At 70.2% G+C, this 15,753-nt stretch carries 12 protein-coding genes; 7 read left to right on the top strand and 5 right to left on the bottom strand.

Annotated features, from left to right (window positions below; translation table 11 throughout):
* Positions 1-44 precede the first annotated feature (44 nt).
* From RWR81_RS03685 to sucC, 3 genes are read right to left on the bottom strand one after another with little or no spacing between them, the layout of a single operon-like run.
* Entirely contained in the window at positions 45-1,274 is a 1,230-nt protein-coding gene (locus RWR81_RS03685; RefSeq protein ID WP_314454654.1) for a DUF6350 family protein, read from the bottom strand.
* 5 nt (positions 1,275-1,279) lie between these two features.
* Positions 1,280-2,221 (bottom strand): succinate--CoA ligase subunit alpha, encoded by a 942-nt coding sequence (sucD, locus tag RWR81_RS03680; RefSeq protein WP_314454561.1) that lies wholly within the window; start codon positions 2,219-2,221, stop codon positions 1,280-1,282.
* A gap of 3 nt (positions 2,222-2,224) precedes the next feature.
* Positions 2,225-3,430, bottom strand: a complete 1,206-nt coding sequence (gene sucC / locus RWR81_RS03675; protein ID WP_314454558.1) for an ADP-forming succinate--CoA ligase subunit beta — start codon at positions 3,428-3,430, stop codon at positions 2,225-2,227.
* A gap of 308 nt (positions 3,431-3,738) precedes the next feature.
* On the opposite strand from sucC, the gene RWR81_RS03670 reads away from it, so the two are divergent.
* The 5 genes from RWR81_RS03670 (at position 3,739) to RWR81_RS03650 (ending at position 9,282) form a co-directional block, all read left to right on the top strand.
* Positions 3,739-4,509, top strand: a complete 771-nt coding sequence (locus RWR81_RS03670; RefSeq protein ID WP_314454555.1) for a phosphotransferase — start codon at positions 3,739-3,741, stop codon at positions 4,507-4,509.
* A 240-nt stretch (positions 4,510-4,749) separates the two neighbouring features.
* A complete protein-coding gene (locus RWR81_RS03665; RefSeq protein WP_314454552.1) occupies positions 4,750-4,890 on the top strand; it encodes a hypothetical protein in 141 nt (46 codons plus the stop codon).
* Positions 4,891-5,121: 231 nt separating this feature from the next.
* Positions 5,122-7,488 (top strand): 6-phosphofructokinase, encoded by a 2,367-nt coding sequence (locus RWR81_RS03660; RefSeq protein ID WP_314454549.1) that lies wholly within the window; start codon positions 5,122-5,124, stop codon positions 7,486-7,488.
* A 43-nt stretch (positions 7,489-7,531) separates the two neighbouring features.
* On the top strand, positions 7,532-8,833 hold the full coding sequence (locus RWR81_RS03655) for a chloride channel protein (protein ID WP_314454547.1): 1,302 nt from the start codon (positions 7,532-7,534) through the stop codon (positions 8,831-8,833).
* Between the two features lie 209 nt (positions 8,834-9,042).
* Positions 9,043-9,282, top strand: coding sequence for a hypothetical protein (locus tag RWR81_RS03650; RefSeq protein ID WP_314454543.1), 240 nt, complete (start codon positions 9,043-9,045; stop codon positions 9,280-9,282).
* Here the strand turns inward: RWR81_RS03650 and RWR81_RS03645 are convergent.
* Both RWR81_RS03645 and RWR81_RS03640 read right to left on the bottom strand, forming a co-directional pair.
* Positions 9,272-9,919 carry a nitroreductase gene (locus RWR81_RS03645; RefSeq protein ID WP_314454540.1) on the bottom strand — a complete coding sequence of 216 codons (648 nt, stop codon included), beginning with the start codon at positions 9,917-9,919 and terminating at the stop codon, positions 9,272-9,274. The genes RWR81_RS03650 and RWR81_RS03645 overlap by 11 nt on opposite strands.
* Before the next feature lie 113 nt (positions 9,920-10,032).
* On the bottom strand, positions 10,033-11,910 hold the full coding sequence (locus RWR81_RS03640) for an alpha-glucosidase (RefSeq protein ID WP_314454536.1): 1,878 nt from the start codon (positions 11,908-11,910) through the stop codon (positions 10,033-10,035).
* Positions 11,911-12,178: 268 nt separating this feature from the next.
* Between RWR81_RS03640 and RWR81_RS03635 the strand changes: the two genes are divergently transcribed.
* A complete protein-coding gene (locus tag RWR81_RS03635; protein WP_314454534.1) occupies positions 12,179-14,713 on the top strand; it encodes a TIM-barrel domain-containing protein in 2,535 nt (844 codons plus the stop codon).
* A 75-nt stretch (positions 14,714-14,788) separates the two neighbouring features.
* Complete coding sequence (locus RWR81_RS03630; RefSeq protein WP_314454531.1) at positions 14,789-15,433, top strand: sugar O-acetyltransferase; 645 nt, start codon at positions 14,789-14,791, stop codon at positions 15,431-15,433.
* Positions 15,434-15,753 lie beyond the last annotated feature (320 nt).

Raw genomic sequence — 15,753 nt, 5'->3', positions numbered from 1 at the left:
CAGGACCTTGATGCCGTCCACCGTCCGGTCTCGAGGGGCGAAGGCTACGTCCCGCCGTCCTGCTCTTCAACGTCTTCCTCGTTCGTATCTCGACGTCGGGAGGCCGCCGGCAGGATGCCCCGGGCCCAGGTCCGTGTGTAGGGATGGGCGAGGATCGCCATGGCGGCCAGTCCAACGCCGACCTCGACGAAGACGAGAATCACTGTATAGAGGACCTGTGGGCCGACGTCGGTCATACGACCGGGTCCCACAGAACCGGAGGCGGCCAGACACAGCAACCCCACACCGCCGGCCACGAGGAGGGCGGCGGCCCCGGCGGCGCTGACGGCGTGACGGACCCGAAGGGTGTTGAGGACAGCCCGATGCCTCCAGGCGGCCACCATGGCCCCGACCGTCACCACGAGCGGGAGCCACAGGCCCACCGTTCTCAACGGCGCCGTCGGCAACAGCCCCAGCAGCGGCAGAGCGGGGACGGGGCCCGCCACCACGCGGTCCGGGGCGAAGACCGTCCCGGTGCCGACGGAGAAGCCGGCCCCGATGAGCCAGGCGCAGGCCCAGATGAGCAGGGTCGGTGCCCAGGCGACCTGAAGCAGGACCAGGCCGGCCACCGCGATGAATCCGCCGCCGGCCAGGGCATCGTGTAGGACCGAGACCCGTCCGGCTCCCATGAAGACGGCGACGACCACCACCATGAGGCTCAGCAGGGCCAGGACACGGGCGGTACCGTGGGCTAGCGTCAGAGCCGGCCCCGCCCAGTGGGGGCAACGGTTCCACCAGCGGGTCAGTGCGGGCCAGCCGTTGCCGGCGCGCTGAAGCTGGATGCCGACAACGGCGCTCGTGATGACGGCGATGCCGCCGACCGCAGGCCAGATTCCCAGCCCCTTGGGGCCTGCCAGACAGGCCAAGGCGGAGATGGCCGCAGCGGAAACCACGATGGCCGCCCCGGCCGCCGGGCGGGTGGGGCGGGCGCGTCGTACGCAGCTCCAGGTCCAGCCCACCTGCGCCAGGGTCAGTCCCAGCAGCGGCAGGCTGAGAGCACCCTGGTCGGCGGAAGAGGAGGCGAGCGTCCCCCCGAAGCCGAGGCTCCACAGTGCCGTCCCGACGCTCAGGGCCTCGCCGGCGCTCAAGGCGGTGGCGGCACTGAGACTGGATGTCGCCATGGACACCGCAACCGTCAACAGCACCACCACCAGCCAGAGCAGGCCGATCGACTCGATGCCCACACGCAGGGACCACAGGGCCCAGGACGTCAGGGTGGCGGCTCGCGACCGCACCAGGCTCAAGCGCTCACCTCACCGGCCAGGGCGCGGTAGAGCTCGCGAGCGATCTCAGCGGTCTGACTGGGGGTGCGCCCCACTCGGACGCCGGCGGCCTCCAGCGCGATCCTCTTGGCCTCGGCGGTGCCCGACGAGCCGGAGACGATGGCCCCGGCGTGGCCCATGGTGCGCCCCTCGGGGGCGGTGAAGCCGGCGACATAGGCGACGACGGGCTTAGTCATGTGCTCGCGGATGTAGACGGCGGCGCGCTCCTCGGCATCGCCCCCGATCTCACCGATCATGATGACCAGGCGGGTGTCGGGGTCGGCCTCGAAGGCGGCCAGGGCGTCGATGTGGGTGGTGCCGACCACCGGGTCCCCGCCGATGCCGATGCAGGTGGTGAAGCCCAGGTCGGAGAGCTCATGCATGAGCTGGTAGGTCAGGGTTCCGGACTTGGAGACCAGTCCCAGGGGGCCGGGGCCGGTGATGTCGGGCGGAGTGATGCCCACGTTGGAGCGGGCCGGGGAGATGATGCCCGGGCAGTTGGGGCCGATGATCTGGACGCCGTGCTCGGCGGCGTAGGCGCGCATCCAGGTGGCGTCGGCCACCGGGATGCCCTCGGTGATGACGACGACGAGGCGCACGCCGGCGTCGACCGCCTCGACGACGGCTACCTTGGCGAAGGCGGGCGGGACGAAGACGACGCTCACCTCGGCGCCGGTGGCCTCCTTGGCCTCGGCGACGGTGCCGTGGACGGGGACCTCGACGGTTCCGGCCTGAACCTCGCCGGCGCCGGGGCCGATGGGGGCGACGTCGAAGGCGACGGTGGTGCCGGCCTTGCGGGGGTTGACGCCGGCGACGACCTTCGTGCCCGCCGAGAGCATGCGGGCGGTGTGCTTGCGGCCCTCGGAGCCGGTCATGCCCTGGACGATGACGCGGTCAGTCTCAGTCAGGAAGATGCTCATGTCTCAGGCCTCCTTGGCAGCGGGCCGGCCGCTGATCTGCTCGGCGATGGCGGTGACGACGTCGGCGGCCCCGTCCATGGTGTCGACGACGGTGACGCCGTCGATGGCGGCGTCGGACAGGATGGCGCGGCCGGTCTCGGCGTTGTTGCCGTCCAGGCGCACGACGACGGGCTTGGGCAGCCCGCCCAGGGACTCAACGGCGGCCACGATGCCCCGGGCGACGGTGTCGCAGGAGGTGATGCCGCCGAAGACGTTGACGAGGATGGCGCGCACCTGGGGGTCGGAGGCGACGACCTCCAGGCCGGTGGCCATGACCTCGGCCGATGACCCGCCTCCCAGGTCGAGGAAGTTGGCGGGCTTCATGCCGCCGTGACGCTCGCCGGCCCCGGCGACGACATCGAGGGTGGACATGACCAGGCCGGCACCGTTGCCCAGGACCCCGACCTCGCCCTCGAGGCGCACGTAGTTGAGACCGGCCTCGCGGGCGCGGGCCTCCAGGGGGTCGGTGGCGGCGTCGTCGACGAGCTCGGCGTGGGCGGGGTGGCGGAAGCGGGAGTTGTCATCGAGGCTGACCTTGCCGTCCAGGGCGATGATGCGGCCGTCGGCGGCCTTGACCAGGGGGTTGACCTCCACGAGGGTGGCGTCCTCGGCGGTGAAGACCTCCCAGAGGCGTTCGATGACGGCGGCGACCTCGTCGGCCAGGGGGCCGGCCTCGAAGCCTGCGGCCCCGACGATCCGGTGGGCGACGGCGGGGGTGATGCCCTCGAGTGGGTCGATGCCGACGCGGGCCAGGGCCTCGGGGCGTTCGGCGGCGAGGGTCTCGATGTCCATGCCGCCCTCGCGCGAGCACATGGCCAGGTACTGGCGCTCGGCGCGGTCCAGGAGGATGGAGAAGTAGTACTCGGCATCGATGTCGACGCCGTCGGAGATGAGGACGGCGCGCACCGTGTGGCCCTTGATGTCCATGCCCAGGATGTCGCGGGCGCGGGCCTCGGCCTCCTCGGCGGTACGGGCGAGCTTGACGCCGCCGGCCTTGCCGCGGCCGCCGGTCTTGACCTGGGCCTTGACGACGACCAGCTCACTGCCCGCATCGAGGAGGGACTGCGCGGCGCTGCGCGCCTCCTCGGGGGTCGTGGCCACGGCGCCGTCGAGCACGGGGACGCCGTGCCGGCGGAACAGGTTCCTGGCCTGGTATTCGTAGAGATCCATGCAGCTGATCCTCTCGGGGCATGTGGATGGCTTGTGGGCGCGGACCGACGTCGGCCGGGTGGGCGCCGGTGTTGAGCCTAACGTCCCGGTACCGCTCGGGGAGGTCGGACACGGGCGGGAGGCGGCGGCGTCTCACACAACGTGGTCGCCTCGTCTCACGGCGGGGCGTGCGGGCGGATCCTTCGTCACGGCTCAGCCATTGACAGGTTCACTGCTTGATCGGTCGCCTGATCCGGCCCTTCTCGTAGCCGTCGTCGACCACTCGCGCCGTCCGCCCACGTAGGATGATGAGAGATGGGGAAAGTGTCATGAGCGAGATTCCCGAGGACCTTCAGGGCGGCTCGACCGAGATCACCAAGGTGGGTGGCAGAGTCCTTCGCAGTCGGCGCCAGGGCAGCACCAATGTCGAGTGGCTGCTCACCGTGCTGGAGCGCAGGGGGTTCAGGTACTCCCCACGTTTCCTGGGCCTGTCCGACGACGACCGGCAGGTCCTCGAGTTCATGGAGGGTCGGGCCGGCAGCTACCCACTGCCTGCAGCACTGCGCAGCGACGAGGCACTCATCTCAGCGGCCCGAGCGCTGCGCTCACTGCACGAGGTGACCAGTGACCTGGCGACCGAGGTGGTGGACGGCTGGATGCTGGAGGCAGTTGAGCCCTACGAGGTTATCTGCCACGGGGACTTCGCGCCGTACAACTGCGTGTTCGACGGGAGCGGGCTGGTTGGAATCATCGACTTCGACACCGCGCACCCGGGCCCTCGCATCCGCGACGTCGCCTACGCGATCTATCGTTTCGCCCCACTGACCGCACCAGGAAACACGGTCGGTTTCGGTTCTCTGGCCGAGCAGGTTCGGCGGGCTCGGCTGTTCTGCGACAAGTACGGGGAGGTGAATCGGACTCAGGTCGTTGAGACCGCGTGCCGACGGCTGCTTGATCTCGTCAGCTACATGCGGTCGCAGGCGGCGCAGGGCGACACGGCGTTCCAGTCCCACCTCGACGACGGCCACGACACCGTCTATCTACGTGACGTCCACTATCTGAGGACCAACGCGGCGGCACTCACCAGGGCGCTCATGTAAGAGACCCCGATTGAACTGCCACTGGATCGCAGCACGAGGCCTTCACCCACGAGCGCCGTCGAGAACGTACTTTCCCTACGAGAACTGCGTTTTCCTCCGGATGACTGAGGGCGGCCCCCAGTCGTCTGCGGGAGATCGCAGTTCCCGATCACGAAGTACGTTCCCAATCCTGCGCTGCGCGCCACAACGCGAATTATCATGGATTGACACGGGGAGGGGCTCGAAATAAGGGAGACGGTCATGCCCGCACTGACGGCAACGAGCGCACTGGTCGGCGCCATGGTGCTGCTCGGTCTCTGGAGCGGCAGGCGGTGGGGCCGACGACGCAAGCGCGCCCTCGACGCCGAGGCCCACAGGTTCCACGCCGGCCGAGACGGGTAGCTCCCTGGTCGCGGAATTGCTGCCCCCTGCTCCCAAAGCAGGGGGACACATCGCTCCCCTCATCTAGAGGATCACCAGAGACCGACGAATACGTGGATACCGCGGCAAGGAAACGCTCCTGGGACCACAGGCGGATGACGTGGCGGCGCTCACCAGCAACAATAAGGGCTGACGTCCTCCCGGCCGACGCCGGGAGCCAGGCCCACCGGTGATCTCAGGGAAGGACCCCACATGCCAGCCGCCATGTCCTCAGATACCGCCCTCTCCCCCACCGACTCGTCGGCCGGCCCGCTGCTCGGCCTGGACGGCGAGCCCCTGCGCATCGGAATCCTCACCTCCGGCGGTGACGCCCAGGGCATGAACGCGGCCGTACGGGCCGTGGTGCGCACCGCCATCCGCCTGGGGGCCAGGCCCTACGCGGTCATGGAGGGCTGGGCCGGGGCTGTGGCCGGTGGTGACGGGATCCGCCCCCTGGAGTGGGACTCGGTGGGCTCCATCCTTCAGCGCGGCGGCACCATCATCGGCACCGCCCGCTCAGCCGAGTTCCGCGAGCGCGCCGGCCAGCTGACGGCCGCCCGCAATCTCCTGGAGCACGGTATCGACCGGCTCGTGGTCATCGGCGGCGACGGGTCCCTGACCGGCACCAACGAGTTCCGCACGAACTGGCCCTCCCTGCTCGAGGAGCTCGTCGCGGCCGGTGACATCAGCGCGGAGACGGCCGCCGCCCATCCCGTCCTCATGGTGACCGGCCTGGTGGGCAGCATCGACAACGACCTGGTGGGCGCCGACATGACCATCGGCACCGACTCGGCCCTCCACCGCATCCTGGAGGCCATCGACGACATCTCCTCAACGGCCGCCTCCCACCAGCGCACCTTCGTCGTGGAGGTCATGGGCCGCCACTGCGGCTACCTGGCCCTCATGGCGGCCGTGGCCGGGGGCTGTGACTACGTCCTGGTCCCCGAGCTCCCCCCGGGCAAGGACTGGGAGGAGGACATGTGCTCCAAGCTCAAGGCGGGCCGGGAGGCCGGACGCCGTGAGTCCATGGTGATCGTCGCCGAGGGCGCCACCGACCGCGAGGGCAACCGCATCACCGCCGACGACGTCCGCCAGGTCATCGCCGACAAGCTGGGCGAGGCCGCCCGCGTCACCATCCTGGGTCACGTCCAGCGCGGTGGCCGCCCCAGCGCCTACGACCGCTGGATGTCCACGCTGCTGGGCTGCGCCGCCGCCCGCGAGGTGGTGTCCATGGAGCCGGGCAGCGAGCCAGTCATCATCGCCGAGCGCCACAACCGCATCCGCCGCCTGCCGATGATGGATCAGATCGCGGCCACCCGTGCCGTCAAGGACCTCGTGGCCGCCCATGACTACCTCGGGGCGATCCAGGCCCGCGGTGCCAGTTTCGGCAACATGCTCGAACTGTTCGAGACCATGTCCACGCCTCCCGCCGAGCCCGCCGCCGATGCTGGATCGACGCCGTCGTCCACCGCTCGCCCCAAGCGGGTCGCCATCATCCACGCCGGCGGCCTGGCCCCGGGGATGAACACGGCGGCGCGCGCGGCCGTGCGTCTGGGCCTCGACCACGACTTCACGATGCTGGGAGTCCACGGGGGCTTCCCCGGCCTGCTCGACGGCGACGTGCACGAGCTGACCTGGGCCGACGTCGAGGGCTGGGTCGGTGACGGCGGCGCCCAGCTGGGCACGCGCCGCGAGGTGCCCACCATCGAGCAGCTCTACGCCCTGGGGCGGGCCATCGAGCTCCATGAGATCGACGCCCTGCTGGTCATCGGCGGCTACAACGCCTACCTGAGCGCCTTCCGCCTGGTCACCGAGCGGGACCGCTACCCCGCCTTCCAGATCCCGATCGTGTGCGTGCCTGCCTCCATCGACAACAACCTGCCCGGCTCCGAGCTGAGCATCGGCACCGACACGGCCCTCAACAACGCGGTGGTGGCGCTGGACTCCATCAAGCTCTCCGCGGCAGCCTCCCACCGCTGCTTCGTCGCCGAGGTCATGGGCCGCAAGTGCGGCTACCTGTCCCTGATGTCCGGTCTGGCCACCGGCGCGGAGAAGGTCTACCTCAACGAGGAGGGCATCACGCTGGCGGGCCTGGCCGCCGACTCGGAGCGAATGGTGGAGTCCTTCCGCTCGGGACGCAGCCTCTACCTGGTGATCCGCAACGAGCGCGCCAGCGTCAACTACACCACCGACGTCCTGGCCCACATCTTCGCCGAGGAGGGCAAGGACCTCTACGACGTGCGCGAGGCGATCCTGGGCCACCAGCAGCAGGGCGGCAGCCCCACGGCCTTCGACCGGATCATGGCGACCAAGCTCGTCGCCTACTCCCTGGAGCTGCTGGCCGGTGCCCTCAAGCGCGGCGAGCCGACGGCCTCCTACGTGGGCCTGGTGGGAGGTAAGGTCTCCAACCACCCCTTGGACCGCATGAACGACGACCTCGACCGCGACAACCGTCGTCCCCGCCACCAGTGGTGGCTGGGCCTGCGCCCCGCCGTGGCCCTGGTCAGCCAGAACAGCGGAACCCTGGCGCTCGAGGACGTCCCCGACTTCGGCGAGGCGGCCGACGACGCGGCTCGCTGACCCGCCGGCCCCGGGAGCCGCGGGTCCGGGTATCGTGCCTGGCGTGCGCGCGCTGACCCGACCCCGGTTCCTTCTGGCTGCCACCGTGGCGGGCGTGGCCGCGGGTCTCATCGGGATCGCGATGGCGCTGCTCCTGGAGCTCTTCGAGGCGCGGTTCTACGGCGTCACCCACGGTGGGCTCCTGGAGCGGCTGGCCGTCGCCCCACCCTGGCGGCGCGCGCTCGCCCCGGCCATGGGCGGTCTTATCGCCGGTGGCATGTGGTGGTGGCTGCGCGCGACCGGCGGAGTGGCCGACGTGGAGACCACGGTGGCGGATCGCAGCGGCGAAGCGGCTCCCCGGATGGGGCTGGCGCGTCCCTTCCTCGACGCCCTCACCCAGGTCCTCACGGTTGGCTCGGGCAACTCGGTGGGCCGCGAGGGCGCGCCGCGCCTGGCCGCAGGGGCGGTGGCGGCCAGGCTCACCACCCTCCTGGGGATCGGCAGGACCGAAGGCGCGATCCTCATCGCCTCCGCCGCAGGGGCGGGACTGGCAGCCATGTACAACGCGCCGTTGGGAGGGGCGGCCTACGCCGTCGAGCTCATCATGGTGTCCGGGATGCGACGGCGCGGTGCCCTCGTGGCGGTCCCGGTGTGCCTCATCGCCACGCTCGTCTCCTGGTTGCACTCCCACGGGCGTCCCACCTTCGAGGTCGCCTCGCAAAGACTGTCGTCGGGGACCGCCCTCGGACTGGTTCTGCTCGTGCCCGTCGCCGCTGCGCTGGGAGTGGGCGCCAGGCGACTGTGGTCGTGGATGCTGGCACGTCGGGTGCGCACCGTACGGTGGCTGCCAGTGGCGATCGGGGTGGCGGGACTGGCAACCGGGTTGGTGAGTCTGTGGGTTCCGGCCGTCATCGGCAATGGCCGCGACGCCATGGAGGTGGCCCTGGGCGCCCACGTTCCGGAAGACTCGAGCGGCGCCTCGAGTGCGGTCCTGGTCGTGCTGCTGGGCATCGTGGCCCTCAAGCCGATTCTCACCGGGCTCACGCTCGGGGCCGGTGCCACCGGGGGACGCCTGGCCCCCTCCCTGGCTGTGGGATCGAGCGCGGGAGCCGCGCTGGCGATCGCGCTTCAGGCCGGCGGGGTGGAGGCCAGCATCTCGGTGCTGGCGATGGCGGGCGCGGGCGCGGTGCTCGCCACGACCCAGAAGGCCCCCGTCTTCGGGATCGTCTTCACCTGGGAGCTGGCCCGTGCCGGAGCCTGGACGCTGACAGCACTGATCGCCGTCGTCCTGACGGTCATGCTGCTGACCTCCCCCGCCTGGCGGCAATCCGCGGTCTCCCGGCTGCGGGGCTCGGGGATGCGGTAGTCGAAGCCTCCTGCCACATGGCAGGGTCATCAGTCCTTCCGATTGAACGGACACCTCTGCGCGGATCACAGCCGGCAGCCACGTCTCCATCGGAATCACGATGGATCGTCTCCACGACACCGCGCCGCCCCGCCACGCGTGACGGCCCTCCACGGCCGACGCCTAGACCTTCGAGACCGGACGGCCCGCTGTCTGAGAAGGTGGCACCCTTGTCGCCGTCGCCCTGCTGGTCGGTGGTGCGGCTGCGGTCGGTGTTCTTCGCGCTGGGCCTACGCGTCAGCGGAAACGCGCTGGGCCTGTTCATCGGCCGGCTCCGGAGCGAGAACCGGCCCGACTTCGAGATCTCGTGGCTCAACGCGGCGATCCTGCTCACCGACGCAGCCGTCGCCGCCGGCCTCATCCTCCTCCTGGGCCGACGGCGGAGGCAGCCCTCTGCGCTCAGTCCTTGATCGTGAGGATCTCGTCGACGTCGACGCGGTCGGGGGCGAAGGCCGCCAGCGCCGAGTCCGCGGGGTGGCCCAGCGCGATCCCGACCGCCACGATCTCATCGGTTCCGATCCCCATGGCCTCGCGCACCTCGTCCGGGTACATGACCAGGGCGTAGGCGTTGATGGCGCCAAGGCCCTTGTCGGCAGCCGCTAGGACGAGCATGGCGGAGAAGGCCCCGAGGTCGTGGAAGGACCACGGAGTGGAGTCGACCGGGATCGTCACGTACAGGACCGCCTGAGCGTTGAACAACCGTCCCTGCGATGCCTGGAACTCCTGGACGCCCTCGCCCAGCTGGGCACCGATCTGCTCGCCGAGCGCGGCCATGTTCTCCTGGGTGGTCGGAGACCACTCGGTACGAGGCTTCACCGGAAGGTCGGAGCCTCCCTTCCTGCCGGCGGCGACGTCTGCGGCATGGCGCTTCTTGATCTCCTCCAGGGTCCGGCCGGTGGCGGCGTAGACCCGCCAGGGCTGGGAATTCACCCACGACGGCGCCTGCTGGGCGGTGCGGACGACGTCGACCAGGTCCTCCCGGGAGACGGGCTGGTCGGTGAAGTCTCGCACCGAGTGACGATTGGCGACGACCTGGCTGAACTCCATGGTGCTCTCCTACTTCCGATATCCACGGGTTTGTCCACCGAGACCAACGATCGGCTGGCCGGCACTATTCCAGTGACGAGACCCTCGGGCTGGCGCGGCGAGCACCCACCCGCTCAGGCCCGACGGCGCAGCAGCACCGAGTCCCAGCCGGCCAGGACCGCGGGCAGCCCCGCGTGCACGGAGCCGGGCTGGACGTCCGGGTCGCCGGCTCGCAGGACCTGCTCGGCCTCGGCCCACCGCCGCGCCTGCAGCCCCTCGGCCTCAAGCGCGGCCATCAGGCCGCCCTCACCGGTCAGGGGCAGGTCCTGGCGAGCGCACTGAGCGATGAGCAGGAGCTGCTCGACGCGGTTCTCACCCGTTTCATCCGGCTCCGGGGACCGCCACTGACGCAGGATGACCCAGGCGGTGGGGTGGTCGGCCGCCAGGAGCCGGAAGGTGCCCAGGGCGAGGGCGTCATCGTCGTGGCGCAGGGCGATGAGGGAGCGGTAGTGCTCGAAGACGCTGCCGGGCACTCCCGCCTGGGCGGCGGCGTTGACGGTGCCGTGGTCGGGGGCCAGGGCGATCCAGGGCTCGCCGGTGGTGAACCCGGCCTTCTCGCTGCTGTCCCAGTGGACGGGGGTGCGGGCGTTGTCCCGGGAGACGGGCGCCAGGCCGGCCAGGACGGCGGCCGGGTCATCGCCGGCGCGCACGCGCTCGTGGAAGTGGTTGACGGACTCCAGGTCCCGGTAGTCCTCGATGCCACGGAAGACCGTGTTGGCCATGCCGAGCTCCTCACCCTGGTAGACATAAGGGGTTCCGCGGTGGGTGTGGAGGATCGTGGCGAGGGTCTTGGCCGAGCGGACGCGCCAGGCCGGGTCGTCGTCGCCGAAGCGGGAGACGGCGCGGGGCTGGTCGTGGTTGTCCCAGTAGGCGGAGTTCCAGCCCTTCTCCGCCGTGACGACGCCGGAGGAGATCGTGACGGGGGCGAGGGCCGCCTGCCAGTCGGCGAGGTTGGTCTTGAGGGTGACGAGGTCGAGGGGCTGCGGGTCGAACTTGCCTCCGGGACCGTCGGTGAGGCTGACGTGCTCGAACTGGAAGACCATGTCGAGCTCGGCGCGGGCGGGGTCGGTGTAGAGGACGGCCTCGGCCCGGGTGGCCCCGGGCATCTCCCCGACGGTGATGACGTGGCCGGGTCGGGGCGCGAGGACCCGCTGGTTCATCTCGCGGAGGAACTCGTGGATACGGGGCCCGTTGGCGACGGCGGCGAAGGCGTTGCCGTAGAGGTCGCCCTCGCCCTGGGGTGCGTCGGTGAGCGGGTAGGTCTTGGAGATGAAGTTGATGACGTCCATGCGGAAGCCGTCGACTCCGCGGTCCAGCCACCAGGTCATCATCTCGTGGACGGCGCGGCGCACCTCGGGGTTCTCCCAGTTGAGGTCGGGCTGCTTGGGTGAGAAGAGGTGCAGGTAGAACTCCTGAGTGCCCTCGTCCCAGGCCCAGGCGGATCCTGAGAAGGCCGAGCCCCAGTTGGTGGGCTCGGTGCCCGGCTGCCCGGGGGCGAGCCCGTCGATCTGCCGGGCGGGACGCCAGATGTACCAGTCACGCTTGGGGTCCTGCGTCGATGAGCGGCTGGCGGTGAACCAGGGGTGCTCGTCGCTGGTGTGGTTGACGACGAGGTCCATGACCAGGCGCATGCCACGGGCGTGGAGGCCGTCAATAAGGGCGTCGAGGTCGTCCAGGGTGCCGAAGAGGGGGTCGATGTCCTGGTAGTCGGAGATGTCGTAGCCGTTGTCGTCCTGTGGGGAGCGGTAGACGGGGCTGAGCCACACGACGTCGACCCCGAGCTCGTCGAGGTGGTCCAGGCGGCTGGTCAGGCCGGGGATGTCGCCGATCCCGTCGCCGTCGGAGTCGGCGAAGGAGCGGGGGTAGACCTGGTAGACGACGGCGCGACGCCACCAGTCCGGTTCGTCACCGACGTGGTGGGGAGAGACGACCAGGGATGCGGGGCGAGTCACGGGCGGCTTCCTTCCTACCGGCATGAGGGGAGAGCAGGGGGACACGAGTGGATCCGACACGGGTGGGGCGCAGATGGACAGTCATGGGGGCCGTGGCTCGTGACTTGTCCCGGCTGCACCGCCGGGGTCGACGGCGCTCTGCGGCCTCGTACCGATTGTGTCAGACGGCCCGACGAACCATGGCCGAATTATGATGGGTTCTCGCGCTTCGACTCGAACGCGCCCCCACCCGCGCCCCAGTGATGACCCTGCCGTGAAAGGTCGACCGTTGGTTTCCCCTCTCTCCGATGCCCCAGACACGCCTCGCCCGGCCGCCGCCCGTCCCGAGGCGGTCGTGGTCGGATCGACGCTGGCCGAGTCCCGTTACCGGTTCACGGTGCTGACCTCCCGGCTCATCCGCATGGAGTTCTCCCCTTCGGGCGTGTTCACCGACGCCGCTACCCAGCTGGTCGTGAACCGGGATCTCGGCGAGGCGCCGTGGTTCCGAGTGGTGCGGGGTGAGGACCGATTGGAGATCGTCACCGAGCACCTGCACCTGACCCATGTCCCCTCGTTGGGCTTCTCTCCATCGGGTCTCAGCGTCAGGCTGCGCTCGACGGCGCTCCACGCCCACGGCGGCACCTGGCACCACGGCGACGTGTGGGACCCCGACGAGACCTTCCCAACGAACCTGGGCGGCACCACCCGCACCCTCGATGAGGCCGACGGCGCCGTCACCCTCAGCCCGGGACTGCTGAGCCTGAACGGCATCACCGCCCTGGACGACTCGGCCTCACTGCTGCTCACCCAGGATGAGTGGGTCCAACCCCGTGAGCCCGGCAACCGCCTGGCCGACGGGGCGCAGGATCTCTACGTCTTCGGCTACGGCCAGGACTACCAGGAGGCGCTGTTGGACTTCTTCCGCCTCACCGGACCGAGTCCCCTCATCCCCCGGGCACTGCTGGGCAACTGGTGGAGCCGCTACCACCCCTACAGCGGCCAGGAGTACCTGGCGCTCATGGATCGCTTCTCCGCCGAGGAGCTGCCCTTCTCCGTGGCCGTTATCGACATGGACTGGCACCTCACCGACATCGACCCGGCGATCGGCACGGGGTGGACCGGCTACACCTGGAACCGGGAGCTGTTCCCCGACCCACGGGCATTCCTGGCCGGCCTCCACGAGCGGGGCATGCTCACCACGCTCAACGTGCACCCGGCCCAGGGGGTGCGGCGCCACGAGGACGCCTATGAGGAGGTCTGCGCCGACCTGGGCCTGGATGCCGGCAGTGGACAGGACGTGCCCTTCGACGTCACCGACCGTGACTTCGTGGCCTCCTACCTCTCACGTCTCCACCACCGTCTGGAGGATGAGGGTGTGGACTTCTGGTGGTTGGACTGGCAGCAGGGCGGTTCCACCACGGTTCCCGGCCTGGACCCGCTGTGGATGCTCAACCACGTCCACCACCTCGACTCGGGCCGCGAGCGCCCGACGGAGGCAGGCGGCGTGGAGCGGCGGCGGCCGGTGACCTTCTCCCGCTTCGCCGACGCCTCCAGCCACCGCACTCCGGTGGGCTTCTCCGGGGACACGATCATCAGCTGGGACTCGCTGGACTTCCAACCACGGTTCACGGCCACGGCCGCCAACATCGGCTACTTCTGGTGGTCCAACGACATCGGCGGGCACATGCTGGGCACGAGCGACGACGCCATGGCGGCCCGCTGGTTCCAGCTGGGTTGCTTCTCCCCCATCAACCGCCTGCACTCGTCGAACTCGAGCTTCACCTCCAAGGAGCCCTGGCGCTACTCTCGTGACGCACGCGCCACCATGGAGGCACACCTTCGGCTGCGTCACCGGCTGGTGCCCTACCTGTACACGTGGGCCAGGCGCTCGGTAAGTGAGGGCATCGGCCCGGTGCGTCCGCTGTACCACGACCACCCGCGGGAGCTGGCCGCCTACGAGCACCGGAACACCTTCTGCTTCGGGGACCTGCTGGTGGTGCCCTTCACCTCCCCACTGGATGGGGCCACCGGCCTGGGGCGGGAGCTGGCCTGGCTGCCCGACGGCCTCTGGTACGACCTGCCCACGGGGCGCCGCTATGAGGCCACGACCGGCGGCCACGGACGCATGCTGAGCCTGTCTCGTCCTCTGGACCGCATCGGAGTACTGGCCCGGGCCGGCTCGGTCATTCCCCTAGCCGGGAGCCTTGCGGAGGCGGCCGGGGACAATCCGCGCGAGCTGGAGATCGTCGTCGTGCCCGGTGACTCGGGGTCCTTCACCCTAGAGGAGGACGACGGCTCGGCCGCGCCGGGCCCGGGGCGGGTCGCCCGCACCCACCTGGCACTCACCTGGCCGGTCACCGAGGGCGAGGACGATGAGGACGCAGTGCTCCGCATCCGTCTGGAGGGCGCCGACGTTGTCATCCCGGACTCGCGACTGGTCAGGGTGAGGCTTGTGTCCGGCCGGGTCACGGACGCCCTGCTGGGGGTGGGCGGCCAGGCGCGCCGACTGGCCGTCGAGGATGTCGACGGCGACGGCTTCACCCTGGGTGCCGGGATGCTCCTTCACTTAGGTGAGCTCAGTCGCCAAGAGCTGGTCGACGGCGTCGAGCTGGTACTGCGTGGCGCGCGGCAGGTACCAGCCGACTGGCGCCGCGAGGTTCACGCGCTCCTGGACGCCGCGCACGTGGCCTACGCGGCGAAGGACCGGGCATGGTCCGCCGTGGAGCGGGGACTGAGCGGAACCGATCTCCTGGGTGAGATGGAGTCGCTGGGTCTGCCGGAGACTCTGCGGGCCGCCGTCGCCGAGGCGCTCCCCCACTCCTGAGGGGGCCGGGAGCAGGCTTCTCGGGCGGGCTCAAGCCGCCGGACGGCCTCGGCGGGCGCAGCTAGGCTGATGACTATGAGCGAGAACTCCTCCCCGCGTTTCCCCGAGGCCGAGCCGTATTTCGTCGGTGACGATCGCACCAACCGCGAGCGCATGCTCGCCGGCGACTGGTACGTCTCCGACGACCCGGACAGTGCCAGGATCGCGGCGCACGCCCGCAAGATGCTCTACCGCTTCGAGCGGGCCTTCGCCGAGGGTGAGGAGGACTGCTGGGATCTGCTGCGCTCCGCGATCCCGGGGCTGGGTGACAAGGTTCGCCTGCTGCCGCCGGTGCGCGTGGACTATGGGGACAACCTCACCGTGGGTGAGGGCACCTTCGTCAACTACGGGCTCGTTGCCCTGGACGTCGCCCGGATCAGTATCGGCGCGCACTGCCAGATCGGCCCGGGCGTCCAACTGCTCACACCGGTCCACCCCCTGGAGCCGACGCCGCGCGCCTGCTCCCTGGAAGCGGCCGACCCCATCACGATCGGCGACAACGTGTGGCTGGGCGGCGGGGTGATCGTGTGCCCCGGTGTGACCATCGGGGACAACTGCGTCATCGGCGCGGGCTCGGTGGTCACCAAGGACATTCCCGCCGGCAGCCTCGCAGTGGGCAACCCGGCACGGGTCCTGCGCCAGCTGGACGACTCCACCTTCGGGCCTCGCGACCGGTCATGACGCTGGTGTGCGACGTCGCGTCATACCCGAGACTGGACCTACTGCACGAGCAGGGCGGGCGCGCCGAGAGGTATCGCAGCGGGCCGCCCCGGTGAAGACCCCGGCACACGCCCCACGCCGAATGCGCTCCTGAGCCACGGGAGAGTCGCCGAACGCTGCACCCGCCCCTGGACGTGTTCCCGCCGCGAGCGACCACCAGCACCATCACACCTTCATCTCCAAGGAGCCACCACCGTGAACCCCGAAGCCTTCTCCGATTTGGCCGCTGCCCGGCATTCTGTGCGCGACTTCCGGCCTGACCCGGTGCCGAGCCAGGTCCT

The sequence above is a fragment of the uncultured Actinomyces sp. genome, assembly GCF_963526355.1.
Classification (GTDB): Bacteria; Actinomycetota; Actinomycetes; order Actinomycetales; family Actinomycetaceae; genus Actinomyces.
The sequence above is the reverse complement of the archived record's forward strand: the minus strand, read 5'-3'. Positions and strand labels throughout refer to the sequence as shown.

Bases quoted from the DNA above. Each gene is read 5' to 3' on its own strand.
- sucD (WP_314454561.1), bottom strand. From the start codon at position 2,221: ATGAGCATCTTCCTGACTGAGACTGACCGCGTCATCGTCCAGGGCATG.
- sucC (WP_314454558.1), bottom strand. From the start codon at position 3,430: ATGGATCTCTACGAATACCAGGCCAGGAACCTGTTCCGCCGGCACGGC.
- RWR81_RS03670 (WP_314454555.1), top strand. From the start codon at position 3,739: ATGAGCGAGATTCCCGAGGACCTTCAGGGCGGCTCGACCGAGATCACC.
- RWR81_RS03665 (WP_314454552.1), top strand. From the start codon at position 4,750: ATGCCCGCACTGACGGCAACGAGCGCACTGGTCGGCGCCATGGTGCTG.
- RWR81_RS03660 (WP_314454549.1), top strand. From the start codon at position 5,122: ATGCCAGCCGCCATGTCCTCAGATACCGCCCTCTCCCCCACCGACTCG.
- RWR81_RS03645 (WP_314454540.1), bottom strand. From the start codon at position 9,919: ATGGAGTTCAGCCAGGTCGTCGCCAATCGTCACTCGGTGCGAGACTTC.
- RWR81_RS03630 (WP_314454531.1), top strand. From the start codon at position 14,789: ATGAGCGAGAACTCCTCCCCGCGTTTCCCCGAGGCCGAGCCGTATTTC.